The organism is Halorussus limi (assembly GCF_023238205.1).
GTDB classification, from domain to species: domain Archaea; phylum Halobacteriota; class Halobacteria; order Halobacteriales; family Haladaptataceae; genus Halorussus; species Halorussus limi.
Genome location: NZ_CP096659.1, coordinates 2,645,598 through 2,671,250, shown reverse-complemented (window position 1 = coordinate 2,671,250; position 25,653 = coordinate 2,645,598). Strand labels below are relative to the sequence as shown.

The 25,653-nt window shown below is 66.5% G+C and carries 28 protein-coding genes and 1 tRNA gene; 9 read left to right on the top strand and 20 right to left on the bottom strand.

Translation table 11 applies throughout. The features are described 5' to 3' along the window. Positions 1-7: 7 nt before the first annotated feature. Positions 8-1,738 carry a phospholipase D-like domain-containing protein gene (locus tag M0R89_RS13830; RefSeq protein WP_248649665.1) on the bottom strand — a complete coding sequence of 577 codons (1,731 nt, stop codon included), beginning with the start codon at positions 1,736-1,738 and terminating at the stop codon, positions 8-10. Positions 1,739-1,817: 79 nt separating this feature from the next. Here M0R89_RS13830 and M0R89_RS13825 point away from each other — a divergent pair, with 79 nt between their 5' ends. Beyond that, positions 1,818-2,060, top strand: a complete 243-nt coding sequence (locus tag M0R89_RS13825; RefSeq protein WP_248649664.1) for a hypothetical protein — start codon at positions 1,818-1,820, stop codon at positions 2,058-2,060. Here the strand turns inward: M0R89_RS13825 and M0R89_RS13820 are convergent. The 3 genes from M0R89_RS13820 to M0R89_RS13810 all read right to left on the bottom strand — a co-directional run bounded on the left by M0R89_RS13820 (position 2,049) and on the right by M0R89_RS13810 (position 4,469). After that, a complete protein-coding gene (locus M0R89_RS13820; RefSeq protein ID WP_248649663.1) occupies positions 2,049-2,204 on the bottom strand; it encodes a DUF7837 family putative zinc-binding protein in 156 nt (51 codons plus the stop codon). The two genes, M0R89_RS13825 and M0R89_RS13820, sit on opposite strands and share 12 nt — an antisense overlap. Before the next feature lie 131 nt (positions 2,205-2,335). Next, positions 2,336-3,655, bottom strand: a complete 1,320-nt coding sequence (locus M0R89_RS13815; RefSeq protein WP_248649662.1) for a HEAT repeat domain-containing protein — start codon at positions 3,653-3,655, stop codon at positions 2,336-2,338. Positions 3,656-3,728: 73 nt separating this feature from the next. Then, positions 3,729-4,469, bottom strand: coding sequence for a protein sorting system archaetidylserine synthase (locus M0R89_RS13810; protein ID WP_248649661.1), 741 nt, complete (start codon positions 4,467-4,469; stop codon positions 3,729-3,731). Between the two features lie 96 nt (positions 4,470-4,565). Between M0R89_RS13810 and M0R89_RS13805 the strand changes: the two genes are divergently transcribed. Next, positions 4,566-5,099 carry a pyridoxamine 5'-phosphate oxidase family protein gene (locus M0R89_RS13805; RefSeq protein ID WP_248649660.1) on the top strand — a complete coding sequence of 178 codons (534 nt, stop codon included), beginning with the start codon at positions 4,566-4,568 and terminating at the stop codon, positions 5,097-5,099. A gap of 69 nt (positions 5,100-5,168) precedes the next feature. Beyond that, positions 5,169-5,594 (top strand): plastocyanin/azurin family copper-binding protein, encoded by a 426-nt coding sequence (locus M0R89_RS13800; protein ID WP_248649659.1) that lies wholly within the window; start codon positions 5,169-5,171, stop codon positions 5,592-5,594. A gap of 10 nt (positions 5,595-5,604) precedes the next feature. Here M0R89_RS13800 and M0R89_RS13795 read toward each other — a convergent pair whose 3' ends face one another. From M0R89_RS13795 to M0R89_RS13775, 5 genes are all read right to left on the bottom strand, one after another. Next, complete coding sequence (locus M0R89_RS13795) at positions 5,605-6,000, bottom strand: VOC family protein (protein ID WP_248649658.1); 396 nt, start codon at positions 5,998-6,000, stop codon at positions 5,605-5,607. A 94-nt stretch (positions 6,001-6,094) separates the two neighbouring features. Further along, the gene (locus M0R89_RS13790) at positions 6,095-6,730 is read right to left on the bottom strand and encodes a 30S ribosomal protein S3ae (RefSeq protein WP_248649657.1); all 636 of its coding nucleotides are present in this window, start codon (positions 6,728-6,730) and stop codon (positions 6,095-6,097) included. Next, positions 6,727-7,050, bottom strand: a complete 324-nt coding sequence (locus tag M0R89_RS13785; RefSeq protein ID WP_248649656.1) for a KEOPS complex subunit Pcc1 — start codon at positions 7,048-7,050, stop codon at positions 6,727-6,729. Before M0R89_RS13785 ends, M0R89_RS13790 begins: the two co-directional genes overlap by 4 nt. Continuing rightward, on the bottom strand, positions 7,047-8,270 hold the full coding sequence (locus M0R89_RS13780; RefSeq protein ID WP_248649655.1) for an exonuclease RecJ: 1,224 nt from the start codon (positions 8,268-8,270) through the stop codon (positions 7,047-7,049). Before M0R89_RS13780 ends, M0R89_RS13785 begins: the two co-directional genes overlap by 4 nt. Before the next feature lie 5 nt (positions 8,271-8,275). Then, on the bottom strand, positions 8,276-8,743 hold the full coding sequence (locus M0R89_RS13775; RefSeq protein WP_248649654.1) for a 30S ribosomal protein S15: 468 nt from the start codon (positions 8,741-8,743) through the stop codon (positions 8,276-8,278). A gap of 429 nt (positions 8,744-9,172) precedes the next feature. On the opposite strand from M0R89_RS13775, the gene M0R89_RS13770 reads away from it, so the two are divergent. Next, positions 9,173-9,244, top strand: a tRNA-Ala gene (locus tag M0R89_RS13770). Positions 9,245-9,373: 129 nt separating this feature from the next. Beyond that, positions 9,374-10,477, top strand: coding sequence for a zinc metalloprotease (locus tag M0R89_RS13765; protein ID WP_248649653.1), 1,104 nt, complete (start codon positions 9,374-9,376; stop codon positions 10,475-10,477). A 42-nt stretch (positions 10,478-10,519) separates the two neighbouring features. Here the strand turns inward: M0R89_RS13765 and M0R89_RS13760 are convergent, their stop codons facing one another. The 4 genes from M0R89_RS13760 to M0R89_RS13745 form a co-directional block, all read right to left on the bottom strand. After that, positions 10,520-10,990, bottom strand: coding sequence for a DUF7979 domain-containing protein (locus M0R89_RS13760; RefSeq protein ID WP_248649652.1), 471 nt, complete (start codon positions 10,988-10,990; stop codon positions 10,520-10,522). Between the two features lie 254 nt (positions 10,991-11,244). Next, positions 11,245-11,532 carry a translation initiation factor eIF-1A gene (gene eif1A, locus M0R89_RS13755; RefSeq protein ID WP_135826953.1) on the bottom strand — a complete coding sequence of 96 codons (288 nt, stop codon included), beginning with the start codon at positions 11,530-11,532 and terminating at the stop codon, positions 11,245-11,247. 91 nt (positions 11,533-11,623) lie between these two features. Beyond that, on the bottom strand, positions 11,624-11,815 hold the full coding sequence (locus tag M0R89_RS13750; protein WP_248649651.1) for a hypothetical protein: 192 nt from the start codon (positions 11,813-11,815) through the stop codon (positions 11,624-11,626). Between the two features lie 117 nt (positions 11,816-11,932). Further along, a complete protein-coding gene (locus M0R89_RS13745) occupies positions 11,933-12,262 on the bottom strand; it encodes a HalOD1 output domain-containing protein (protein ID WP_248649650.1) in 330 nt (109 codons plus the stop codon). A gap of 353 nt (positions 12,263-12,615) precedes the next feature. On the opposite strand from M0R89_RS13745, the gene M0R89_RS13740 reads away from it, so the two are divergent. After that, entirely contained in the window at positions 12,616-14,364 is a 1,749-nt protein-coding gene (locus M0R89_RS13740; RefSeq protein ID WP_248649649.1) for a DUF7289 family protein, read from the top strand. A 125-nt stretch (positions 14,365-14,489) separates the two neighbouring features. Here the strand turns inward: M0R89_RS13740 and M0R89_RS13735 are convergent, their stop codons facing one another. From M0R89_RS13735 to M0R89_RS23455, 7 genes are read right to left on the bottom strand one after another with little or no spacing between them, the layout of a single operon-like run. Next, positions 14,490-15,266, bottom strand: coding sequence for a DUF7289 family protein (locus M0R89_RS13735; protein WP_248649648.1), 777 nt, complete (start codon positions 15,264-15,266; stop codon positions 14,490-14,492). Further along, positions 15,263-15,778, bottom strand: coding sequence for a DUF7266 family protein (locus M0R89_RS13730; protein WP_248649647.1), 516 nt, complete (start codon positions 15,776-15,778; stop codon positions 15,263-15,265). Before M0R89_RS13730 ends, M0R89_RS13735 begins: the two co-directional genes overlap by 4 nt. Further along, positions 15,775-16,830 (bottom strand): DUF7261 family protein, encoded by a 1,056-nt coding sequence (locus tag M0R89_RS13725; RefSeq protein ID WP_248649646.1) that lies wholly within the window; start codon positions 16,828-16,830, stop codon positions 15,775-15,777. The genes M0R89_RS13730 and M0R89_RS13725 overlap by 4 nt, the downstream gene beginning before the upstream one ends. After that, positions 16,818-17,435 carry a DUF7288 family protein gene (locus tag M0R89_RS13720; RefSeq protein ID WP_248649645.1) on the bottom strand — a complete coding sequence of 206 codons (618 nt, stop codon included), beginning with the start codon at positions 17,433-17,435 and terminating at the stop codon, positions 16,818-16,820. Before M0R89_RS13720 ends, M0R89_RS13725 begins: the two co-directional genes overlap by 13 nt. 1 nt (position 17,436) lies before the next feature. Further along, positions 17,437-18,126, bottom strand: coding sequence for a DUF7287 family protein (locus M0R89_RS13715; RefSeq protein WP_248649644.1), 690 nt, complete (start codon positions 18,124-18,126; stop codon positions 17,437-17,439). Positions 18,127-18,128: 2 nt separating this feature from the next. Further along, the gene (locus M0R89_RS13710; protein ID WP_248649643.1) at positions 18,129-20,147 is read right to left on the bottom strand and encodes a type II secretion system F family protein; all 2,019 of its coding nucleotides are present in this window, start codon (positions 20,145-20,147) and stop codon (positions 18,129-18,131) included. Continuing rightward, the gene (locus tag M0R89_RS23455) at positions 20,144-24,037 is read right to left on the bottom strand and encodes an ATPase, T2SS/T4P/T4SS family (protein ID WP_368408835.1); all 3,894 of its coding nucleotides are present in this window, start codon (positions 24,035-24,037) and stop codon (positions 20,144-20,146) included. The genes M0R89_RS13710 and M0R89_RS23455 overlap by 4 nt, the downstream gene beginning before the upstream one ends. Positions 24,038-24,384: 347 nt before the next feature. On the opposite strand from M0R89_RS23455, the gene M0R89_RS13700 reads away from it, so the two are divergent. The 3 genes from M0R89_RS13700 (at position 24,385) to M0R89_RS13690 (ending at position 25,649) form a co-directional block, all read left to right on the top strand. Next, complete coding sequence (locus M0R89_RS13700) at positions 24,385-24,738, top strand: hypothetical protein (protein WP_248649642.1); 354 nt, start codon at positions 24,385-24,387, stop codon at positions 24,736-24,738. A 123-nt stretch (positions 24,739-24,861) separates the two neighbouring features. Further along, positions 24,862-25,113 (top strand): hypothetical protein, encoded by a 252-nt coding sequence (locus tag M0R89_RS13695; protein ID WP_248649641.1) that lies wholly within the window; start codon positions 24,862-24,864, stop codon positions 25,111-25,113. 2 nt (positions 25,114-25,115) lie between these two features. After that, entirely contained in the window at positions 25,116-25,649 is a 534-nt protein-coding gene (locus M0R89_RS13690) for a hypothetical protein (protein WP_248649640.1), read from the top strand. The last annotated feature ends 4 nt before the right edge of the window (positions 25,650-25,653 follow it).

The following is a 25,653-nucleotide window of genomic DNA, read 5'->3' as shown; positions in this document are numbered from 1 at the left end:
CCGACCGCTACCGTTTCTCGAAGCGTATCTCGCGTCTCGCGAGCGCGATTGCGACGATTGCACCGATAGTGATTGCCGCGAGCAGACCGACGGGCACTCGGTTCGGACCGCCGCTCGTGCGGTCGCCCGTGCTCGCCTTCCAGTCGGCGTCGAAGGCGTCGGCGTAATACACGCCCGCTTCCTCGCCGCGCAACACCACTGCGACCTCTCGGTTCTTCCGCGCCGAATGGTCGTTCCAGTTCAGACTCCCGACCACGGCCGCGTCGCCGTCCACGACCACGCCCTTGGCGTGAATCTTCTCGTAGCGCCCGCGGGGGTTCGCCAGTCGGGCCTCCAAGGGCAGTCCCGCCGCCTTCGCCCGCCCGTTCAGCCACTCGACCAATTTCCGGTTGTCCTCCTCGACGTACCACGCGCTGCTCAACAGAATCTCGACTTCGACGCCGCGGCGCGCGGCCCGGAGGGTGGCTCGGAGCAGGGAGTGTTCCCGCCCGCCGACAGCGACCTGCTGGACGCGAATCGACTCGTCCGCGGCGTCGAGCAGGTCGACGAGAGCACGCTCTGCGTTGTCCGGAGCAATCAGAACACTGCTCGAAGAAACGTTTACATTTCTCGGCGCGAACACCGACGGGTAGGTCTCGTTCGCGGGCGGACCGTCGGCGGGCGTGAAGCTTTCGCCGCGCCGGAACTCCGACCACGGGGTCGCGCCGCGCCAGTCCGCGTCGGCCGCGAAGAGGTCCGCGAGTCTGCCCGCGGCCGTCTCGTCGCGCACGACCGCGCCCCATCCGCGACTCGCGTGACCGCCGGTGCCCGCGGGCTTCCAGTTCTCGGTCATCACGAGCGCCCGGTCGTCGGCGACGGCGTACTTCGCGTGGTGGAAGTCGTAGCGGGCGCGCGGCCCGCCGAGGACGCGGACCTCGACGCCGCGGGCAACCAGCGAGTCGAGCAGGTTCGCCGACCGACGCGACAGACCGCCGACCGGCGCACCGTCCACCAGCACGCGGACCTCGACGCCGCGACGGGCGGCGTCGGCGAGTAAGTCGGCGACGCGCGGGGAGGCGAAGGTGTACCCCGCCAACAGGATGCGCCGGTCGGCCGCGCGGAGCGTCTCGACCGGGACCGCGGGCGCGTCGGGAAGGACGAACGCGCGGGCCTCCGTCGGTCCGGTCCGGGTCACCTCGAAATCGGTCGCGCCCAGCGGCGTCCACCGCCAGCGGCCGCCGTCGGTCCGATGCCAGCGCTCGCTCTCGGGGGCGTCCTCGTACGACGCGCTCGCGACGGTCGCGTTTCCGCGGAGCAGTCGGACGGTCTCTCCGCCGTTCGCCAGCGAGAGGTCGCCGTCGAGCGAGAGGACCGGAGCGTCGGTCGCGTTCCGGGCGACATTGGGGTCGGTCGAGAGCGCGACCCGGCCGGAGACGGTCGCGTTCGGGAGCGACACCGTCGCTTCGCCGTCCGCGAGCGCCCAGTCCGAGACGTTGGTCCGGTCGGGGAACTCGACCGCGACGAGTTCCCCGGCGTCGCCGTCCGCGACGGGATTCGGGTAGACCGCGACGACTGCGGGCGGCGTCGGGGCGTTCGCGGCCGACCCTGTCGTCGTATTCGTACTCGATACCGCCGTCTCGTTCGTCCCTGATGCTGTCATCGCGTTCGCGGCGACCGAAACCGGAGCGGTCGCTGGCGCGACGACGGAAAGAAGTATTACGGCGAGCAGCGTCGGCGCGTGATCGGTCGAGGAGCGCACGGACAGGGTTGGTCGCGCTCTCGGATTTAAACCCTCGGGGACCGGTGGCTTTTTGCTCGATAGGTTCGCCGGTGTGAATATGGTGGACCTGGTGTTGGCACTCGAACTGGCGGGCAACGCGGTCGGTGCGCTCGGCGCGGCGCTGGTCTTCTTCGAGTTCTTCCAACTGCCGAGTTACGTCGAGTACAGCGAGGAGTACAACGACTACAGCGTGGACATCTCGCCGATGGAAGTGACCGAACACACGTGGATCGGTCGCGTCGGCGCGTTCCTTCTCATCGTCGCGTTCGCCCTGCAGTTCGTCGCGACGCTACTCGGCTGACGGGTGGACGACTTCCCGGCAGTCGGGACACTCGGCGAAGCGGGCGGGACGGCCGTCGGACTCGTACTCGATGAGGAGGTAGTCTCGCGTGATCGATTCGCCGCAGTTCGGACAGTGCCCGACCGTTTGCGTTTCGTACGCCATGTATGCGTACGTATTACGACGAAAAGCCGTGGCTTTGTTATGGTGTGGCTACTTCGAGCGTCGAGTCGGTAATGTCGTACTGAAACGAGTGGAGAAACGGCCGTCGTAATACTAACGGCGGTAATCGGCGATTACGCCGCGGACCGGGTCTCGCCGTCGACCGCCTTCTCGGCCTCGGCCTGCACGAGGTACGCACGGTCGTCGGCGTAGGGTCGGACCGCTTCGAGCGCTCGTTCGGTGCCGATTTGGTTGAGCGCCCACGCCGCGCTGGCCCGGACCTCGTCGGCTTCGTCGTCTTCGAGCAGGTCCGCCAGCGGTTCGATGGCGCGCGTGTCGCCGATGAGACCGAGCGCGCGGGCGGCCTGACTCCGAATCGAGGCCTCGTCGGCCACGAGTTGGTCGGCCACGTCTTGGGTCGCCTCCTCGCTGCCGATTTCGCCGACCGCTCTGAGCGCGGGTTTGGCGAGGCCGGGGTCCGAATCCACGTAGTCCAGCACCGCGTCGAGACCCTCCTCGTCGCCGATTTTCCCGATGGTGCGGATGGCGGACTCGTCGCGGCGCTGGGCGAGTTCCTTCATCTTGTCGAGCGAGTCGGGGTGGCCCATGCGTTCGAGCGCCTCCTTGCAGTGTTCCTCCATGAAGTTCGATTGGAGGCTGTCGAGCGCGAGCAGGACCATGTCGGCGCGGCCGCGCTTCTCCCAGACCTTCAGCGCGTGCCACTCCGGCGGGTAGTCCTTGCGGTGGTCGAGTACGTCGTAGAAGCCCTGCGCCTGCAACTGCTCGCGGGTTTCGAGGTCGTCCCACTCCTCGGCGGCCTCGACGCCGGCGTCGAGGTCCGCCGCCGCGTCCTGCAGTTCCGCGATGGTCTCGGCGTCCGCGTCGGGGTCGAGACCCGCCTCGCCGATTTCGACGGCGGCGTCCTCGATAGCGCCCGCGAGGTCCGCCACGTCAGTCGAGATGGGCGCGGAGATGGAGACGCCGAGAATCTCCTCTACGTCGGCGACGAAGGCCTCGACCACTTCGGCGAGTTCCTCGCGGCCCGTGTCGGTCCACTCCGTCTCCTCGACGGTGGTTCCGGACTCGCTCACGTCCTCGACGACGTCCTCGGCGTAGGGGCCGCGGGCGTCTTCGAGTTCGCTCCGGAGGTCGGCGAGGCGGTCCTCGAACGCCTCGCGGGGACCCTCCTCGTCCTCGTCGTCGGGTTCCGGGAGGTCGGCCGTCTCGACGTGACCCTCGATTTCGTCGAGGTGGGCCTCCACCTCGTCGAGGTCGGCCTCGGTCTCGGCCGCGTCGAGTTCCGACTCGGCTTCGTCGAGTTCCGCCTCTATCTCCTCCTCGGAGAGCGGCGTCGTGTCGAGTTCCGTCTCCTCGGTCTGCTCTTCTTCGGCCTGCTCGTCCGCTTCCGGTGCGTCCTCGGTTTCGGTCTCGTCGGCCTCTTCCTCGTCGCTCATTCTTCCCACCCCGCAAGGCTTACCGGACTCATATGCTCAAAACTCGGTGCGTACACCTCAAGAGCGTTTCCCTTCACCCTCGCGCGTCGCCGACTTCCGGCCCCTCGACCTCGCGCTCTTCGAGATCGCAGTCGGTCTCGCGCCAGTAGAACCGCGGGCCGAGAAGGAGGTACGCGAGCGCCGCCGCGAGCAGGAGTCGGGGGAACGTCCGGCCGAACGCGGCCGGGGCGAGGATGGCCAGCGCCTGGAGTCCGCCCATCGCCAGCGCGTCCCGCGCGAAGAGGTCCGGGTAGGTCACGCGCGTCACCATCAGGTACGCGAAGGCTCCCGCGGCCGCGAGCAGGACCGCGGCGTCCTCGACGCCCGCCAGCACGCTCGCGGCCAGAACCGTACCGGCGAGCGTACTCGGCACGCCCTCAGTGTGGCCGTTGCCTACGTCGTAGGCGGTGTAGAGTCCGAGTCGGACGACCGCCATCGCCACGAACAGCGCGGGCACGGAGAAAACCGCGACCGTCACCGCGGAGGGGTCGGTCAGCGTCCAGCGGCCGCGAGCGACCGCGAACACCAGCACGGCGGGCGCGACCCCGAACGAGGCCACGTCGGCCAGCGAGTCCAGATACTCGCCCGCGGGCGTGCTGCCCAGTTTCCGGGCGACGACGCCGTCGAGACCGTCGGCGACCGCGGCGAGCAACACGAGTCGGGCGGCCAGTTCCGGGTCGACAGTCGCGGCGACCGCCGCGAGGAAACCGAGCGCGGCGTTGGCGACCGTCACCGCGTCGGCGACGCCGAGCCGACCGACGAACCGGGGTTCCATACGTGTCGGGTGTGCGACGGCCGTTCATACGTCTTTATATCCGTCCGACTCTCGGCCGCCGGACAGGTTATGCGCTCTGCGGTCGTACCCGGTCCGATGACCGACCGAGACGAACGCAGCGACGGGCGAAACGACTCGCTCGACCTCGACGCGCGCCGGGACCGCCCCGAGACTGAGGAGAGCTACGGCATCCCCGCGACGAAGGAGGGCCTGCTGTCGTGGGAGTTCGTGGTCTCGCGGCTGGCGGACGACCGGACCTACTGGCTCTCGACCACGCGACCCGACGGCCGCCCGCACGCCCGACCGGTGTGGGGCGTCTGGCTCGACGACCGGTTCCACTGCGGCGGCGGCGAGCGAACGCGGTGGGTCCGCAATCTCGCGGCGAACGCCGCGGTCACGGTCCACCGCGAGAGCGGCGAGGAAGTCGTCGTCGTGGAGGGCACCGCCGAGCGCCTCAACGACGACACCGCCGACCCCGAGCGAATCGAGCGCATCGACGCGGCGTACGACGAGAAGTACGGAATCCGCCACGGGACGCCCTTCTTCGCGGTCGAACCCGAGACGGTGCTGGCGTGGAGCGACTACCCGGCGGACGCCACGCGGTGGACGTTCGAGGAGTCGGAGCCGTGAGCACTCGCGACCGCGCGTTTCGCGGCGGGTTCCGCATGACCTAAATCGCTCGAACACCGACCCTCGGGCATGGACCGCCGCACTTTCCTCGCCGGGGCCGCGAACGTCACAGCAGTCGGGGTAGCCGGATGCACCGCTCTCGGGGGCGGGACCGACGCGCCGAGCGACTATGACGTGGGCATGGGGTCGGCGTTCTTCCGGCCCGAAGTCCTCGAAGTCACGACCGGCGAGACCGTCGTCTGGGCCAACACGGGCAATCGCAGGCACACCGTGACGGCCTACGAGAACCAGATTCCCGACGACGCCGAGTTCTTCGCCTCGGGCGGTTTCGACTCCGAGCAGGCCGCCCGCGACGGGTGGCGGAACGGTTTCGAGGGCCACATCAGCCCCGGCGCGACCTACGAGCGGACCTTCGAGATTCCCGGCGAGTACCACTACTTCTGCATCCCGCACGAACCGACCGGGATGGTCGGGAAAGTCGTCGTGACGGAGTAGCGACTCGGGACTACTCGCTCGATTTCAGTTCGACGAGATAGCCGAAGGGGTCCTCGAAGTACACGGAGGGGTAGCGTCCGGTCGCACCGAGGCGACTATCGACGTCCTCGACGATTTCGGCGTCGCTCTCTTGCAGACGCTCTCGGACCGTCGAACGCGGTTCGTCCACGAACAGCGCGACGTGATTGAACGCGTCGCCGTCGGGCGGAGTGAACGAGTCGGTCGGCGAGACGTGAAAGACCGACTCGTCGGTCAGACGCAGGTAGAAGAACCCCGTCTCGCCCGCACGGTACTCGTCCAAGTGTTCGGTGTCGAACCCCAGCGCGTCGCGGTAGAGTGCGACGAACTCGTCCACGCCGTCTTCGGGTATCCGGAGGTTCAGGTGGTCGACCCAGTTTACGTTCATACTCCGAGTTCGGTCCAGACCGCTAAATCGGTTGAGGTGAAGACGGCTCTCTGCGGTTCGATAAAACGAAAAATCGACTCCGATTAGCGCGCGCTCAGACTTCGACTTCTTCCTCGTCCACGTCGACGGAGGTCTCTTCCTCGGCGGCGACCTCCTCGGGACGGGCTTCCAGCGTCGCCTTCTGAATCTCGACGCGGCGCAGCGGGTAGATGGTCTTGGCCTCGCCGTAGATGGCAGAGGAGAGTCGACCCTCGACGACGCTGTCGATGAGGTCCTCGAAGGTGCGGTCCTTCCCGGCCTCTTCCACGATGTCGATCATCGTCCGGCGAATCGCCTGCTCTTGGCTCGCGTCGGCGTCCTTGGTCGTGAACGCGACGGGCTGAATCTGGACGCGGTAGTCGTCGGTCGTCAGGACCGTGATGTACGCCTCGACCTTCGAGGCACCGCGGCGGACCAGACTCCGCAGGTAGTCGCGGGTGAGTTCGTGCTTGATGAACTCGGTGTACGCCGCGTCGCTCCCCACGTCGTTGATTTTGAACGTGAGCTTGGTGTTGTTCTCGCTGGCGTCGCCTTTCAGTTCGCCCAGCGTCGTCTCGATGTTGCGGCCGAGAACTTTGTCCGGTTCGTCTGCGGGGGTGCCACCGAGCTCCTGTCGGTCGAACTGCTCGGGAGCGTGGATGGTGTACCACCGCTTCTCCTGTTTCTGCTTGGATACGGATCGTTCGCTCATGATTGAGTTGTTGTGTCTTCGTCTGCTGTGAATCGTTTGCCTGCCTGTACGACTCGCTGTGCCACCGCGAGGTTGACGACGTAGTCGTCCACCGTGGTCCGCAGGCCGCCGGTCGTCTCGCGCTCGACGGTCGTCACGACCGTCCCGGCGTCCTCGGCGTCGCCGTCGACGCCGGAGTCGTCCGTCTCGACCCGCGTGTCGATTTCGGACGTGTTGTCCGGGCGAACCGACGCCGCCAGAATCTCGGCGTCGTCGAGTTCCGTCCGAACGGTCGCCGAACGCCCGGCCGACTCCTCGGAGTCTGCGCGACGGTCGGTCACGGTCTGGCCTCCCGGAACGCGGAAAGGAACTCCTTGGCGTCCGTCTCGGGGTCGAACCGGGCGTAACCGCGGTCGGGCGTGCCGCCGCCCGTTCCGTCGACCGCTCGCGCGGCCTCGGTCATCGCCGCGCCGACGGCCGAATCCTCGACCGCGAACGCGGCGGCCTCGGACTCGCTCACGACGAGCGCGACGGGTTCGGGCGACCGGAAGTCCCGCAGGAGACGGGCGACCGTCTCCACGGGGGCGTCGTCGGTCCGGAGCGCGAACAGGCCGTCGTACCGGCCCGTCGTGGCCTCGCGGAGGACGGTGTGGGCGCGCTCGGCGTGGCCGCGCCACGCGTCGAGCGCGTCGTCCCGCGCGTCGTGGCCGAGGGCCAGCGCGACGCCGGTGCCCGGTCGCTCGCGCGCGACGGCGTCCAGAACGTCGGCGTAGCCTTCGACCGTGGCGAAGGGCGCGCTCACGTCCTCCGGATCGGTGCTGTCGGACTCGTCGCCAGACCCGCCGCCCGGAATCGCGTGGGGCTGAAGCGCGCGCTCGACCGCTTCCGCGGCGCGGTCGGTCGCGGCTTCGACACCCGTGACCGCGAGTGCGAACTCCGAGGCGACCGTGCGGTGGGCCGCCTCGTCGAGTTCGGCGGGCAGACCGAGTTCGGCCAGCGCCGCCTGCGCGGCCTCGGTGTCCCCCGAGTACTCGGCGTGCGCGAGCGTGCAGTGAGCGAGACCGTCCGCGAGGTCCTCAGTCGGCACGCCGACGCCCGGCCGGGGTTCGAGGCCCGCCTCGCGTGCGCGTTCGAGGACGTGTGCGCTCTCGCCCGACCCTGCGGGGTGGCCTGCGGCGACGACCCCCGCGAGCGCCAGCGCGGCGTTCGGGGTCGCACCGAGTTCGCCCGCGACGTCGAAGGCGGTCACGCTCGCCGGCGTCGCCTCGGCCGGCAGGTGAACGTCGGCCGCGGCGTCGAGACCGACGCCGACCGTGGCGTCCGCGTCTTCGTCGCCGGATTCGTCCGAGTCGGCGAGCGTCTCGCCGAATCGCCCGACGCGAACCTGATAGGGGACGCCGCGCTCGGCGCACGCGCGGGCGAGCAGTCCGGCCGCCGCGAGGCAGTCGCCGTCGGCGCGCGCGAGAACGCGAACGAAGTCGGCCTCGCGCAGTTCGGCGGCCGCGTCGCTGGCCGAGGAGGCTCGCCCGTCACCGGTTCCGCTTCGACCCGAGGTGGACATTCAGTTCAGCCTTCGGTGATTTCCTTGGCGGTGTCGTAGGAGTACGTGAAGTCCTCGTCGAGTTCGTCGCCGCGGTAGTAGTCCACGAGGCGACGGACCTTCGACTGGGTGTTCTGGAGCGCGCGCTTGTTGGCGGCGTCCTGCGGGTTGTCGTCCATGTGTTCGCGCAGGCGGACGGCCCGCTCGAGCAGGTTGTAGAGGTCCTCCGGTACTTCGCCGGTGGCGTCGTTCTCTTCGAGAATCTCCGTGACCTTCTTGCCGGTCGCCAGCTTCACGTCCGGAATCGGCGTGCCCTTCACGCCCTCGTCGCGAAGCTTCAGGCCGATCTGGCTCGGGCTGTGACCCTGCTCGGCCAGTTCGACCACGCGCTCTTCGATTTCGTCTTCGTCTACGTCGCTCCACTCCGGCGGTTCGTCTGCCACTGGCTTGTCCGAGTCGGACGAGCCGCGGCGGCGGGTGTGCATTCGTGCCATAGTTTTCTGATTGGAACTGCACAGGCCGCTATCGCCGATTGTGAGGTAGGCGTGCTGATGCGTCGGTCTGACGCGGCGCACGTCCGCAATCCCGAGTCGGGAAAGAGGCGAGGTCGAACGACCTCGGTCGCGGGCGGGCGACGCCCGCGAGTCCCCGACGAGTCAGATTTGCGGCTGTGCTGTTCCCGTACGTGTTGCAAATTGTACGGAGGTATTTAAGAGTTGCAATCTACTCGCGCGAGTCGAGCAGGTTTCGCCAATCGAGTCTCGGCGCGCTGGTGCGTCTCTACGGCGCATCGCCGTCCGCTTCTCGATCGAGCACCGAGGTGCCTCAAATCAGCATCCCGGCCTGCCTCAGGTCACTGCTCGCTGGTGGATAGAATCCGAGAGGTTTATCAGTAACCCCGGCCAACGAAGAGATGCGTACGAGGGCTCGTAGATCAGCGGTAGATCATCCCCCTGGCACGGGGAAGGCCTCGGGTTCAAATCCCGACGAGTCCACTCCCGTTTTACCGTCTTTCCGAGGGACACAAAACAGACAGCTACGCGTCTGTCATATAGCTACGACGCTCGACAGCTGTCCGTTTACCGCTATTTTCATGTATCTCCTCCGTTCAGCGTGTCGTAATTATGTTGGACAAGCGGGTGGTGGCTGTCGTCGGCCTCGTTCTTCTCGCCGGGTGCAGCGGCGCGGTTCAGGAGACCACGCCGACGTCGACGACACGAGATACGACTTCGTCGGTCGACCCGACTACGACGACCAAGTCACTTCCAACTACGAGCGCGACGACCCCAGAGGAAACGACGACCAGCCAGGAGAAGGAGGTCGAGAACCCGTGGGGAGAACAGAACGTGACGGTCGCGGTGTGGAACACCGTCAACCAGTCGCGGAACGTCAAACCGCTCGTGAATCAGACGCTGACGTATTGGAACGGTAACGGGAGCCAGTACGCGGAGTACAACGTCACGTTCGTCCCCACGACGAACGTGTACGAAGCGGACATCACCGTCAGACTCGTCGCCGGAATTTCGGAGTGCGGCGGTGGAGACACCAACTCCACGGTCGGATGTGCGCCGGTACTCGACGCGTGGGAGACGCCAACCGACTCCGTCGAAGTCAGGGTCGTCGCGGGTTACTCGAACGAGTCCACGAGGCGGATTCTGAAACACGAGTTCGGACACGTCGTCGGCCTCGAACACGGGGAGGAGCCGATGCCGACGATGCAAGCGATAGCGGAACACACCTACCTCTCTCAGGCGGACATCGCTGACCGTGCAGTCCCGTGGCGAAATAGCACGCTTTCGGTCTACGTCGACGTGTCGGCGCTTCCGGGCCACGACCGCGAGGACGCTCGCACGCAAATTCGGCACGCCCTCGATTACTACGAGTCTGGCGCAGAAGGCTCAGTTCCGAGCAACGTGTCGTTCGTGACGACTTCGAACCGGTCGGCGGCGGACGTGCGAATCAGTTTCGCAGACGACCCGTTCGACTGCGGGGGTGAGCGCGTACGTGAGGGGTCGTGTGGGCTGAGTTGGGTGTACGATACGGACACCGACGGCGCGCCCGAGTACTTCGCTGACTACGAGATTAAGTTACGCGACCTAAACGTGGACGCGATTGGGTGGCACGTCGGCTACTGGCTGGCGGACGCGATGGGCCTCAGCGGGGACGAGTTGCCCGAGCCGTTCGTCGACAGTGGAGACGGTGAGCGACAGAGTGACTGGTGGGAGTAGCGGGTCGATGTTCCGCTCAGGAGGGAATATCTGCACAGTCGATTAGCTGATCTGCCACGGCAACGACTTCGGGAAATGGTGGCGGCGAACCGCTTCGGCCATCGCCAGCAGGCCGCCGACAGCGAGCGCGATGGTTGCCATCCCCTTCGGTTCCGTCGCCGGGAAGATGAGTCGATAGGTGAACGTGTAGGTCGTTCCCTGTTTGTTCACCTTCACGTGCTCTGGCTGAAGGGGTATCCGGGTTGTGCCGGGAATCGGCTTGCTGGTCTCGAGTACGTACGTCTCTCCACTGAGCGCACCGTCGACGACGCGTTGTTCCTGAGGTGTGAGCAGGTCGTACTGATTGACGTGTTGCCCCTCGGCGTCTACGCTCGTATTCTGTTGAAACTCGTACTGGACCGCAGGGAAGAACATGACCACCCCGGCGACGACCATGAAGACGCCGAAAATGAACAACCCGTAGTGGATCCGCTTCCTTCTGGACCGCTCCGGGGAATCGACCGTTCGAGCCATGGCCCGGACTGGCGGGTCGACCGTGATAAGTTTTCTCTACTACGAACGGTTTGTTATGGGCCTGTCGTCGGTTCGTCTTCCGACGTACCAGGGGCCGATACTATCGGCAGGTGGGGTGATGTCGGTAAACGAACTCGTGTCTCAGTTTCGCGGATTCCAATCGAGGCGCGAGTCGTCCGACGAGAACACGGCGAGAGAACGGAAGACGCCGTCTAACTCGGTAGGGTTCGCGCGTCGCAGTGAGGCTAGAAAAATTAGACGTTGATGTGGCCTTCGCGCCGCAGTTGGTCCTGTGCGGACCCGTCGTAGCGCCATTCGATGTCGGCCTTCTCGTCCTGCCAGTCCCACGGTTCGCACAGCACGATGTCGTCGCGTCGAATCCAGATACGCTTGCGCATCCGGCCCGGAATCCGGCCCATTCGCTCCACGCCGTCGTTACAGCGGAGGCGAACGCGGTTCTTGCCGAGCATCTCGGTTACGATGGCAAACTGCTCTGAATCGTCGGGCATGCGGAGGTTCCGTCGCCCAGAATCTTCACTCACACCCAAAATACGCGTTCCACGTTTTTAAAGGGTCGCATCGTGCGCGAGAGCGCCAGTACCTCGAACGTGCCCTCCGGGTCGGGTATCCGTGTCAGAAGTCTGCCCGCGAAATCCACTCGCGGGCGACCGCGACGAACCACGCCATCCAGACCGCGAACGCGACGAGCCACGCCCCGTACCGGACCAGCGGGGAGGACGCGAGAACGTACGCGACGCCGATGAGCGCCGTGACGGCGGCGAGCGCCGCGAGGTTCAGGTACGTCGGACCGAGGAAGTCCCGCATCTCGCGGTGATACGCTGGCGGGACACATCACTCTTGGCAGCCGAGGTGACGCGTCGAAGAATACGAGTCGAAGTACTCGACCGCAATCGAAGCCGAATCGAACCTGAACCCCCGCGGCTACCCCTGCACGACGACGCGACCGCTCGAATGGACAGTGACCTCGTACACGTCGTAGGGGAACGACACCGAGACGTCGTCGCGGAGGTCGCCGTACCGGCGCGTCCGGAAGAACAACTGAAGCGCGTCGCAGTCCACGACGGAACTCAGCGGCGTCATCTTCGCGGGGTCGCGTTCGACCACCTCCGAGAGCGCGAGGGCGACGCCCGTACACACCTCCCCGTCGAGCATGTGCTGGCTGATGTCGAAGACGTAGGTAGAGTTGGAGGCGCCGTTTTCCTCGGTAGATTCGATTTCCACGGGGTCGATGTTCTTTCTCGACATACTCATTTTGGTTGCTACCCGTTATCAGAGTGGGCCGTACAAAGACTTTCCGGTGAGTAAAACTGCCGGGAGACGCATCGAGAACCCGATACGACGGCGAAGGGCGTCTCGCCAACCTCGACTGTTCGCCGGCGATTCCGAGATTCGTGACCGCCCGCCGTCCCGATTACGCGCCGCGGAAGCGACGCGGCGCGATTGGCCCGAACGCCGCCGGTCGCATCAGTTCGCTAGTGAATTTTTCCCGAGAGGTGGCGGGTTAGTTTATAAACCCGTGGTTCGATTGGGCGGGTATGACCGGTCGGCGGAGTTCAGAGTTCGGGGGGACGGGAGCGAGGAGAACGGACGGCCGACGGACGAGTGTGCGAGAACGGGCGGCGGGAACGCGCGACCGAGCGGCGGGAACGCGCGACCGAGCGGCGGGAACGCGGGCCCAGTCGGAGGTTCTGGGCGTCGTCCTCCTGCTGGGCATCACCATCGTCGGCACGGGTCTCATCGTCGCGTTCGGGTCGTCGGCGCTCGACGACTCCAAGCGGGCCTCGGAGATAGACAGCGCCGAGAACGCGATGACCCAACTCGACTCGAAGGCGAGTCTGGTCGGCATCGGGGCGTCGCCAGTCCAGCGAACGTCGCTCGGCGTCGATAGCGTCTCCGTCGAGAACCGGAGCGGGTGGATGCGGGTGCGGGTGAATCCGATGGACGTGAACGAACCCGAGCGCACGGTGATGAACCAGAGCCTCGGCGCGGTGACTTACCGGAACGCCGACACCGCCATCGCGTATCAGGGCGGCGGCGTCTGGAAGCGCACGGGCAACGGCACGACGATGGTATCGCCGCCCGAAGTCCACTACCGGGACACGACGCTGACGCTACCGCTGGTGGCCGTCTCGGGTCGCGGACCCCTCGACGGCACTGCGGTCGTCCGGAAGAACGGGACCGGCGACCCCAAGTATCCGCGCCCGACTAACGGTATGTCCAACCCTCTCACTCGGGCCGAGGTCAACCTCACGGTCCAGAGCGAGTACTACCGGGCGTGGGGGCGGTTCTTCGAACAGCGAACCGGTGGCGAAGTCAAGTTCGACCACGACAATAGGAGTGTCACCCTCCGGCTAATCACGCCGCCGAACGTCCCCAAAGTGAAGCAGGGAGTGGCCTCGACTTCCTCTAAGAAACTGAACATCCACGGCGGCGGCGGGGAAGAGACGTTCACGGACAGCTACAACTCCTCGGTAGGCCCCTATACCGAGAGCAAAAATCAGTCGGGCACCATCGAGACCGTCGGCGGCGTGTCGATGAGCGGAGACGCCGAAATCCGGGGCAACCTCGTCTCGGGCGGCGGCGTCGTGGAGATCAAGAGTTCGAAGACCCGCGTCGAGGGCAACGTCTCCTACGGCGGGAGCTTCAGCCTCTCGGGACAGGCGACCGTCACCGGGTGGGTGGCCAACAACGGGTCGGTCGCCGACATCGACCCGGTCGGCCCGATGGTCACGGCGCGCAACGACAGCATCCACGACAGCAACGACAACGGCGCGACCGGAGCCATCTCGAACGGTCGCCTCGTCGGGTGTTCCTCGACCTGCGAACTGACCGCCGGGAAGTACTACCTCGAAGAGATAGACATCGACAACGGCGAGGAACTCGTCGTCAACCTCTCTGACGGGAACGTCGCGCTCGCGGTCTCCGGACCCATCTCGGTCGATGGCGGTACCATCCGTGTCGAGAACCCGAGCGGCGGCCGGACGAACGTCTACATGGACGCGACGAAGTTCGAGGTCGTCGGCGGTGGCGAAGTTCGGATTCCCGGCCAGAAGTCGGGGAGTTTCCGAGTGTACGGCCCGCCGGGCGTCGAGGCCGAGTTCTCGGACTCGCGGTTCGTCGGGATGCTCTACGCGCCCGACAGTCCGAGCGTGCAGGGAAGCGTGGCGGTCACGACTCACGCGAAAGTCTTCGGCGCGCTGGTCGGCGGCGAGACCCGCATGAAGTCGGGCGGGACGGTCCACTACGACGCCGCGCTCGCGCGTTCGACGACGCTACCGCAGAACTACCAGACCGCGCCGCGAGTCACCTACATGCACGTCACGGTCAACCGCGTGAACGTGACGAGCGTCTGAGGGTAGCAGAAGAGAACCAGCTGATTTTCGACCACGGAGTCGCCGCGTCACGGGAACTTCAGGCTTCGCGCGACCCCGAATTTCGGACGGGTCCGGATTCGGACGACCCCGGACCCCGGACGACCTCAGGCGTTGATGTCGAACTCCACGACAGTCTCGGACACGAGCAGGTGGTCGGTCCTGAACTGGTAGGTCACGTCGCCGTCGTCCGCGGTCCCGTCGATAGCGGTCATCCCCTGCGCCTCGAAGTAGCGGCCCCACGCCGCGGCGCGTGGCGACTCGACCGTGACGTTGACCCGCGCTTCGTCGGCGGCGTCCGGACCCGTGTCGAACTCGCCGTCGAGTTGCTGGGACTGGCGGTGGGTGACGACGAGGACGGTCGAGGACCCGCCGACGCCGCCCGAACCGCCCTGGGGGTAGGCCACCAACAGCGGGACCAGCGACCGGCGGTCGTCCACGAGGAACCCGGGTTTCGAGCGCATCGCGGCCGACCCGCCGTCAACCCGGAACGTCGCGCCCGCCGAGAACACCACCTTCCCCGCCTCGCCGGAGTAGACCAGCGGTCGAGTGTTCGCCCGGTAGGTCGCGTTGGCGTCCGTGTCGGTGTGGTTGACCTGCACCTCGAACGTCACCGGGTCGCCGAACCCGAGTCCCGCGTCCGAGAGTTTGAGTTCGGTCGCCCGACTCGGGGCGCCCTCGCGGGTCAGGTCCGCGACGTTGTCGTCCAGCACGTCGAACGCCCGGACCGCGTTGGTCAGTTGCTCGTCCTCGCGGGCGTCGGCCAGTCCGCCGATGCCGGTCGTGTATATCACGCCGACGGAGGCCGTCACGAGCGCGAACACGAACACGAAGCCGATGGTCTCGCTGGCGCCCCGGCGGTCGAAGAGAGCCACCGACGTCACGCCGAGACCACCTCCAAGTCGCCGTCGCTCGCCAGTTCGATGCGGAGGTTCCCGCCCCGGACCGTGGTCGTCTCGACCGGCGTGTCGTGGTGGTACCCGACCCGGACCGTCACCTCGGGGTCGTCGGACTGGAGGACGAGGACCGCCGGCGAGGTCCGAACCGACACGTCGTAACGCGTCCCCCCGACGCGTTCGGGGAGCGTCACCGAGAGCGAGACGGTTGGGTCCGCGCCCGGCCCGGCGGTCCCGACCTCGGCCAACCTGTCGGCGGCCATCAGGTCGCCCGCGATGCGCTCGCCGACGACCGACAACTCGGTCCGGACCGCCGACTCCCGTCGGTCCTGTACCATCCCGCCGGTCGCGGTCAGCACCCCGCCGATGAGCATCGTCGCCACCACGAGGTTGAGCGCGTAGTTGACCGTGACCGAGACGCTCCGAGTGTCGCTCCGGAGGTCGCGAGAACCGCTGCGACCGCGACTGCCGCCGCGGAAACCGCCGTCGCGCCGGGTCATCGCGGCTCACCCGGCGCGGACCGGACGGTAGTGTGGAACTCGACGTTCGGGGTCTCGAAGTGTATCTCGAACTGGGCGGCGTACACCGCGGGTGCCCACCGGGGCGACGACGTAGCCCCCGGCCCCGCGAAGTTCGCCGTCTGGACGTCGGTTCCGGCCGCCGACGTGTTCACCGTCACACCGTAGGTGCCGGTCGCGTCGGCGGCGTTGTCGAACGTCACGTCGTAGGGCGCGGCGACGCCCTTCGCCCAGACGAGCGCCGGGCACCGAACGCCGCCGACGGTGCCCGACGTGAGGTCCACGGTCGCCTCGGACTTCGTCACCGAGCAGACCGGGTCGGCGTTCGACTCGCTCCCGTTCTTCACCGCGACGGTGATGGCCCCGCCGTCGTCGTAGATGCGGGCCTCCCAGTCGTCGGAACTACCGTCGGCCGTGACCGTGAACGCCGACGACTTGGCGTCGCTGAGGTTCTCGCGGGCGACCGTCAGCGCGAACCCGCGCACGCCCGGCCCGCCTCCGGCACCGGCGTCCTCGACGAGCGTCCAACTGCTCGACTCCCCCGCGCTCGTGAAGTTGCGCGAGGCGTTGGTCTGGCGGAGTATGCGCCCGTCCGTGTACGCGAGCGAACTCTCGTTCACGTCGGCGATAGTGCTTCGCTCGGCCCGGTATCTCGACGCGAGTCCGTCGTACCGCTCGACGCCTTCGGTGACGTTCGCCTCAACCTTCGCGCGGGTGTCGTACTCCGCGCGGTTCTCGGCGTCTACGACCTCGCCGACGCCCGCTATCGCCTCCTGTCGGAACGAGACGGCGGCGTCGTCCTCGACCTCGGCCCCGCGCGTGGCGAGGTTCTGCGTGTAGATGACCGTGTTCAGCAGCAGGACCAGCGCGACCAGCATCACCGCGATGGCGAGACCGGTCACGAGGATGAGTTGGCCGCGGTCGCGGCGGTCACGGCCGCCTCGGCGCGGGTCGGCCCGGCGCGCGTCCTCGCGCCACCAGTTAGTGTCGTCCGCGGCGTCCCCGCCGCGGTCTCGATGCCTCACATCTGCCATACGACGATGCGCACCTCCATGACGTTGTAGAAACTCGCGTTGGGCGCGGCGTCCGGCGCGTAGAAGTTCGCCGACGAGACGTTCCCGCTCGCGCCCGAGAGCGGCGTGTCGTCGGAGAGGGTGACGGTCCGGGTCGCCGACGCCGCGTTGTCGCTCGGCGACCCCATGTAGACCATCGTCTGCGTTCGCGTGCCGTCGTCCGAGGTCCGATACCGGACGACGACGTTGTACGCGATTCGCCGCCCCGGCGTCGCGAGGTTGCCGAACGTGGCGTTCAGCGCGGCCCCGAAGTCGTTGGGCGGCCCGCCGTTGGCGAAGAAGCCGCGGCTTCCGGCCCCGACGAACTTCCGCTCGGTCGGGTTCCAGAACGTCACCGCCGGCCGGAGCGTCTCGTTCTCTGCCGCGGTCGACAGCACGCCGGCGGCCGCGGTCCGGTGCTGGTTCTCGATGTGCTGGTTCGACGTGCTGGCGGTCAGCGGCGTCACCGCGGTCGCCTGTAGCGCGAACAGCACGCCGGAGACGACCAACAGCGCGGCGGTGAACGCTTCGAGAGTGTGGGCCTGCCCCCGAGAGGTCCGTCCACCGAGTGAGAATTTGCCCGCCATGCTACCACATCCTCACGTAGAGATTCGCGTTGTCGCCACCGAGCAGAACGACCCGGCGGGAGACGACCACACTCTCGGATACGGGCGGCTCCGGCCCTGCGGCGAGCGTGACGCCGCGCTTCGACCGGACGGTCCCGCCGCGCTCTATCGTGACGTTGACCCCCGTCGCGGAGCCGAGACCAAGCGCGGCGTCGAGGTCCGAGGAGTCGGCACCGAGTCCGCAGGCGGCAATCGCCCCGTCGTCCGTCTTCGAGAAGAACTCCGCGGTGCAGGTGGCGTTCAGAACGCCGGGGTTCGTCGGGTCGGCCAACGTCTGTTCGGCCAGCAGACCCGCGGTCCGGTCGGCCGCCAGCACGTCGCCCGACCCGGTGGCGGTGAACGGCCCGAACATCCCCGGCAGGAACGCGACGACGAACGCCACCGTCAGCAGGAAGACGCTCATCCCGACCACGAAGTCGATGCTGGTCTGGCCTCGCGCGGCGCCTCGGTCGATTGGACTCCGAGTGCTTCCGGTAGCGACGAGACTGTTTCGAGTTTTCCCGGCTTCCTTCGGTCTGCTCGAACGAGCCGAGGGTGTACTTGAACGTTCGCCGGCGGTCGGCGGGGACTCGCGGTCGCAGTCGTCGGCGGAGCAGTCGCCGCGCTGGTCGGGGGGTCGGCGGTCCGCAGTGGAGGGTGTTTTTCGGAGCATGGTCAGATGAACGCGAAGGTGACGAGCGCGACGGTCGGCAGCACGACCGCGAACTTCACGCCCGACATCAGCGAGGCGTCGCGGATGTAGCCCGCGATGAAGCCCGAGAGGACCGCCTGCAGGGTCACGGCGTGGAAGAACAGCATCGAGAGGAGTTTGGTGTCGATGCCGCCGCCGAACTGCGAGGAGCCAGCGCCGCCGCCCGAGGAGGCCTGTCCGGCGAGTCCGGCCATCACGTCGAGGAACTTCACCTTCAGGATGGCCATCACCGCCAGCAGGGTGAGGTAGGTCATAATGATGATGACGACCTGCATCCGCGACCGGGACTTGCGCTCGCGGTCGATGTCGTCCTGATTCTCGCTGGCCTGCGCCGCCGTCGAGAGGACGGCCGTAATCTGGCTGGAGGCCTCTTGAGCCTTCGAGACCAGTTTGACCGTCCGGGCGAGTCGCGGGATGTGGTACCGGTTGTTGAACTCGATGAGCGCGGCCCGCAGGCTCATCCCGTACTCGACCTTGGCGTGAATCACGTCGAACTCGTCGGCGAGTTTTCCGGTCGAGGTGTCGGCCACGGTCCGGATGGATTCGAGCAGAGTCAGGCCGGTGTCGTTGGCCGACGAGAGCTTTCGGAGGTTGTCCGAGAGTTTGCCGATGACCGCCTGGCGCGACCGGACGTTCCACGTGTGGAAGACCGCCAGCGGCAGGAAGTTGACGTACACCGGAACGTAGACGTAGATGAACGTGCCCCAGATGGGTCGGGCGACCATCTGCTTGAAGGTGGTCGGCGCGGCCCCGGTCCAGACCGCGTTGCCGACCAGCACGAGCGAGGCGGGGAACGTGAGTCCGAGGATGAACAGCGGATGCTCCCGGAAGAAGATGTGGGGCTGCTTGAGCAGGGCGACCGTCTCGTAGGTCCCCTCGCGGCTCTTGATGCGGTCGAAGACGGAGAACTCGCCGACGTACTTCTCGACCAGACCGAGGTGGAGCAGGCCCGCGCCGGTCGAGGCTTCGAGTCGCTCGCCGCCGTCGGAGGGGTTGAGGTAGCCGTCGCCGGGGTCGTCCTGCTTCACCGTCGAGACCAACACGAGGAAGCCGACCCCCGTCAGGGGAATCAGTCCGTACACCGTCGCGTAGAGCATCGACTCCTTGGCCTCACCGAGCATCGACATGATGACGAGGATGATGATGAGCAGCAGGGGGAACAGCGAGAGGGTCATGTACATCTCGCCGAACAGTTCGAGCGTCTCCAGGGTCATCTCCTGTTGCTGCTTGGCGGTCCGCATGTGCTTGTCCTTCTTGTCGTCCAAGAAGTCGCTCATGTCCCCGCCGGAGTTGACGATGGAGAGCATGTCGGTGAGAAACTGGCCGAGTTCGTCGCTCGGGGTCTCCAGCGCCCGCTTCTGGATTGCGGTCCGGTAGTCGGTGTCGAAGTACTCGGTCTCTTGGACGATGGACTGGAACTCGCGGGCCACCTCGCCGTAGGTGTCGTCGGCCTTCGCCATCGCCTCCAGGATTTCGAGTTGGTTCAGCCCCCCGATGGAGAGGGCGTACATGAACGAGATGGCGTCGGGCAGGAGCATGTTTATCTCCCGTTCGCGCTCGCTCGCCCGCATGTACGGAATCCCGACCACGATGCCGAAGCCGATGGCGAAGCCTATCGCGCCGAAGACGAGTCCGCTGGCGACCACCAGCGAGGGAATCTTGAACGTCTTGATTATCCACGCGACGTACTGGTTAGGGACCGGCACGCCGATGAGGATGCCCACCTCGACCACGCCGGTCATGAACAGTACGTAGCCGACCAGCGTGCCGAGCAACCAGAGGAGCGCGCCCGCGAGGACGCCGACGGCGAGTCCCCGCGAGAGGTAGAGTTCCACGGTGTCGGGCATGCGGGCCTCGGCGAGTTTCGTCTCCACGTCGGCCACGAAGTCGCCGTCCTCGTCGAACAGGTAGTCGAACAGCGGATAGAACGTGTCCGCCAGCGCGTCGGCCGACCGGTCGGGACCCGAGGTCCCGTGGCTCATCGCTCGTCCTCCTCGCTCGCGGTCCCGTCGTCGCTGTCGAACGCCGCTTCGAAGTCGCCGAAGGAGTCGTCGTCGCTCTCCTCGGACTCACCGTCGCTCCCCGCGGTCTGGTCGTCCTCGCGTTCGTCGTCCTCGCGCTCGTCGTACACGTCGGGGAAGCTACCCAGTTCCCCGGCGTCGTTGATGTCCCGGACGCTGTCCTCCGGCCCGACCGACTCGGTGTCCTCGAACCGGTCGTCGGCCGGGTCGGTGTCCAGCAGGTCGCCGCCGAAGGGTCCGTCGGGGGTCGCCCCGTCCGCGTCGCTCCCGTCCTCGTCGGGGTCGGCCTCGATTTCCGCGGGCGCGTCGGTGGGTTCGGCCGACTGGGCCAGCGCGACCGCGAGACCGTCCACGTCGGCGTCGGCCCCGCGGTACTCGTCGAGGAGTCGGTCCTCGGCCTCCGCGAGGATGCCCTTGGCGAGTTCGTAGGTCTCCTCGGTCGGGTCGGGCCGGGGCACCATCTCCTCCTTCTTGGGGTCGACGTTGATCTGGACGCTCTCCATCTCCCGGAGGTCCTGCAGGCTCTCCTCCAACTTCTCGTTGGCCACGAGCGTCAGGATGGTCTCGGGGTCGTTGATGAACGCCTGCACCGTGGCCGCGACCTGCGTGTACTCGTTCAGGCCGTTGCGGATGAGGTACGCGAGGATGACCCGGCGCTTGAGAATCTCTTTCTCCAGTTGCTCGCGGTCCCACCCGCGGTCGAACATGATTTCGTCCATCGTGTTCGACCCCGACAGGCGCATGAACTCGTCGTCCTCGGCGCGCCACTGGAAGATGTCTTGGACGTTGATTTCGTCGTTCTCAGCGCTGTACTCGTTGATTTCGGTCAGCGACTTGTTCCGGCGGACCTTGCTCCCCTGCACCCGCGTCTGGGTCTGGATGGAGACCAAGTCGAGCGCCGTGAACAGCGTCTTGCTGACGTTGATGGGTTCGGTCGTGAACCGCTTGAGCACCTCGCCGACCGTGTCGGCGTGGAAGGTGGTGTAGGTCGTGTGACCCGTTGACATGACCTGAAAGAGCGTCCGGCCCTCCTCGCCCCGAATCTCGCCCATCACGATGTAGTCGGGGCGCTGGCGGAGCGCGGCCTCCAGCAGGTCGAACTCGTCCACGTCGCCCTTGTCGTCGTCGCTGAAGGACGGTCGGGTGACCGACGCAATCCAGTTGCGCTGGGGCAGTTCGACCTCGCGGGTGTCCTCGATGGAGACGATTTTGGTGTTGCTCGGGATGAACAGCGACACCGCGTTCAGACTGGTCGTCTTCCCGGACGCCGTCCCCCCGGCGAAGATGAGCGACTTGTGGTTCTCGATGGCGAGCCACATGAACGCCATCTCCTCCAGCGAGAACGTGTTCCAGTTGACGAGGTCCACCGGCGTGAACGGCACGTCCTTGAACTGCCGGATGGTGTAGTTGGTCCCGTGGTCGCTCACTTCCCGGCCGAGCGTCAACTGGGCGCGCGAACCGTCGGGCAGGGTCGCGTCGACCTGTGGCTGGCGTTTCGAGATACCCTTGCCCGACCGCTGGGCCATCTTGACCACGAAGTCGTCCAACTCCGACTCGCCGTGGTAGACGTTGGAGATGACCTGCTCGTGGTCGGTGTGGTAGACGAAGACGGGCGAGTTGTACCCGTCGCAGGAGATGTCCTCGACGTTGATGTCGTGCTTGATGCCGTCGATGCGCTCGTAGCCCACGAAGTCCCGCCGGAGGTAGTAGAGCAGTTTCTCGGCCTGGTACTCCGAGAGGTTGTCGTCGTCCTCCTCGATGAGGACCGGTTCCGGCCGGACCATGATGCCGTCGAGACCGCCCTCCTCGTCGGGTTCCAACTCCTCGATTTTGGCCTCGACCGCGGCCCGGACCTGTTCGCGAAGCGTCCCCTCGGCCTCGAAGTCGAGGTCGAGGTACTCGTCGAGTCGGATGCGAGACTCCTCGGCGTCGGTCGTCGTGGGGAGGTCGCTTTCGTCGTCGGCGTCGGCCGTCTCCGCGGCCGGCAGGTCGGCTTCTCCGGCGTCTGCCGGCGCGTCGGGCGACTCGGGCGACTCCGAGTCGTCGGGTGCGCCGGTCGCCGACTCGGCGTCTCCCTCGACCGCCCCGCCGTCCGCCGCGACCTCTTCGGAATCGGCCTCGGCGTCGGGTGACGGTTCGCTGTCGGTCTCGACCTCGGCGGCCTCCTCGTCGCGGTCCTCGGAGTCGGCGTCGTGCCCGTCGTCTTCCGCATCATTCTCGCCGTCCTCGGCGCGAGCGTCGCGGCGTTCCTCGATGTACTCCCGGAGGGGTTCGACCGCGGCGTCGGTCTCCTCGCGGAGTCGTTCGACGTAGGCGCTCACCGCGTCCCTGGTCTCGTCGTAGCGGTCGAGCAGTTCCTTGAGTTGCTCGGCGCGCTCACCGTCGTTCTCGGCGTAGAGGTCGTAGCGCGCCAGCAGTTGGAGGGTCTCGCGCTCGATGACGTCTCCGCGCTCTTCCTCCTCGGCGTCCACGACCACCTCGTCGCTGGAGTACTTGATGGACGACCGGAGCTTCTTGGTCAGGAACTCCTTGAGGTCGTCCTCGATGGGCGTGCAGTACGGTTCGACGAGGTAGTACTTCGTCTCGTTCTCCTTGGCGGAGTGGAAGATGACGACGAACGAGTAGGGCTTGTTGACCCAGTAGCGGTCGGTCTCCCGGAAGTGCTGTTTCTTCGGGAGCGCGACCTCCTTCTCCAAGTCGTAGCGGTTGACCAGCGTGGTGTGGCCCTCGACGGTCGAGAAGAAGGCGTCCTCGTCGAGTTCCTCCGGCACGTCGAGGGTGCGCTCGTCTTCGACCTCCAGCATGTGTTCGGCGTTGGCCGCGCCCTGCGCGAGCAGGTCCTCGATGTCCTCCTCGGGGAAGCCGAGCCACTCCTCTTTGTCGAACCGCTCGATTTCTCCCTCGTCGTCGCGCGGTCGCTCGGGCGCGGTTACGTCGGTGTCGGCGTAGTAGTACTCGTACTTGAAGTGTTCCCAGTAGTACTCGCCCTTCGTGACCGGCGTGGTCGCGGGGTCGAGCCACTCCTCGAACGACGAACTCAGGTCGGTGACCGCCGTCCCGGCCTCGAAGACGCTGGCCGGGAAGTCGTCGTGGCCGAGCCACTCGCTCCGGTCGAAGGGAAGGACCTCGCCCGACTCGTCGCGGGGGAGCGCCATCCGCTCCTCCGATTCGTCGTAGTAGTACTCGTAGCGGAAGTGCTCCCAGAGGTACTCACCGAGCGCGACCGGCGTCTCGTCTGGGTCGAGGAAGTCCTCGAAGTAGGCGCTAAGTCCCGCTGCGGTCTCGGCGGCGTCCTCGACGCGTCCGCCCGTCTCGTCGGGGTCGTGGCCGAGGAACTCCTCGGGGTCGAAGGGCCGGGGCTTGCCCCGCCAGTTGGTCGGCGGACTGCCGTCCTCGTAGAAGAACTCCTCTTTGAACGCCTCCCAGTCGTAGTCGCCGACAGTGACGGCCGCGCTGGCGAGTTCCTCGTCGCTGATTTCGAGCGAGCGCGGCCCCTCGGTCCCGTCGGACTCGTCGTCCTCGGATTCGACTTCCGGCTCGTTGGCGGCGTCGCTCTCGGACTCGCTCTCCTCGGGGTCGTCGTCCGCACCGTCGGTCTCGCCATCCGGTTCCGAGTCGTCCTGCGGCTCTGCGTCGGCCGCGGACTCCGAATCGACGTCCTCCGCGTCCTCGACTGCGGCGTCCGCGTCGCCGATTTCCTCGCCGCCAGCCGATTCGACGGACTCTCCGTCGCTGGCGCGCGCGTCGCGTTCGCTCCCGTCGCTGTCCGGGCGTTCGGCGTCCGGACGCTCGTCGTCCCGCCGTGGTTCCTCGCCGGAGGCGTTACCTCCGGCGTCCCGTTCGTCGCTCATTGGCTACTCCCCTCGGCTAATGACGCAAAAAACCTTGTAACAGAGAAGAGATACGTCGTCATAGTTTACGTTACATGCTCAATGGAGGGATAATCAAAATTATGGCCGACAGGATAGAAACGTGATACGTTGGCGTCGGTCACGAGCCCGATTCGTGGGCCGAATCTCGCTCCAGAGACTTCAGTCAGGTTCGTTATCGTTTCCGCGAAGTCGTCGGTCAGACAACGCGACGTTTCTGGCCGACAGTTCTGTGGACAGGTGGTTCTACGAACGGGATTCGCCGGCGATAGTCCTCTCCCCATCGAAAAACCGGAAAGCGTAACTTGCGGGCCTCGCAACCCCCGTGCGTGATTTCAGCACGGTTCCTGGCGATGCTCAGCACGCTCCTGCTCGTGGTCGGCGCGCTCCTCGTGGGCGAGGCGCTCCACGGCGGAGTCGTGACCGGGGAGTACGCCGTGACCTCGCCGTACGTCGTCCTGCGGGTCGTCCTCGGCGGCGTCTTCATCGCGCTGGGCTATCGGTTCCAGTCGCCGGTCGAGAGCTACGTGGAGATGCCGTCGGGCGAACCGGACCGGTCTCGCGAGTCGAGCGAGGGGTCACCCGACCCCGACGGGTCCGGCGAGTTCGACCCCGAGATGTCGCCGCTCGGCGGAGACGGTCTCGACCACGTCGATGCTGACGACCGCGACGACCGCGAGTGACCGACTCCGTAAGGGCGTCACCCGAACGTCGCAGAACCGTCTCCAGACCGTCTCCCAGTCCTCCCAGCGTCACATCGACTGAAAGTGCGGAACTTTTAACCTTGGCGAATAGTACCACAAACCATGGCGATACGCGAACAAGTCCCGAAGCCCCTCCGCGGTCCGGCGGGTTTCGCATCGTTGGCAGTCATGCTCCTCGGCGTCGTAATCGGGTACATTCTCATCACCACCGGTCTCACCCTCTACTTCAACCTCGACCCCATCGAACAAGGGGCCATCAGTAGCGTCGAGGCGCTCTCGGTGACCGGCATCGGGGTCGCCACGCTCGTCGTCGGCTACCTCGGATGGCGCGGCTTCAACTACTTCGCCTACTGACCATGCCCACGGACGTTCGCACACATCCCGACGCGCCAGACCTCGAAAAGCTACAGAATCTCGTCCTCGAACCGATTCCGCAGGAGGAAATTCGCCGCCGGCGCGAGAACGGCGAGGTGCTGGCCGAAGACGTGGTCAACGACCGCGAGGACCTCGACGTGCGCGCACCCATGAGCGACGGACCGGGCGAACCGGTCGAGGGCGACGTGGGAACCGCGCTGTACCGACTGGTCCAGTTGTTCGGTACGCCCACATTCCCCGAGTACATGGCGGGCGAGGACATCAGCGACCGTCGCGAAACGACCTACAAGTACCTCTTCCGCGTCGAACTCGACGACGACGTGGAGGACCTGCCCGACGAGTGGCTGATAACCGTCGGCGACTGGAAGGTCGAAGTCGGCGTCGGCGTCTGCGAGTGGCGCGACGAGAAGTCGGAGTTCACCGCCGACCCGCAGGTCGCGCTGACCTCGATGGCGCTCGCCCAGAACGTCACCACCGAACCGGTCCAGTGCGAATTTAAGGACATCTGGTACTAACTCA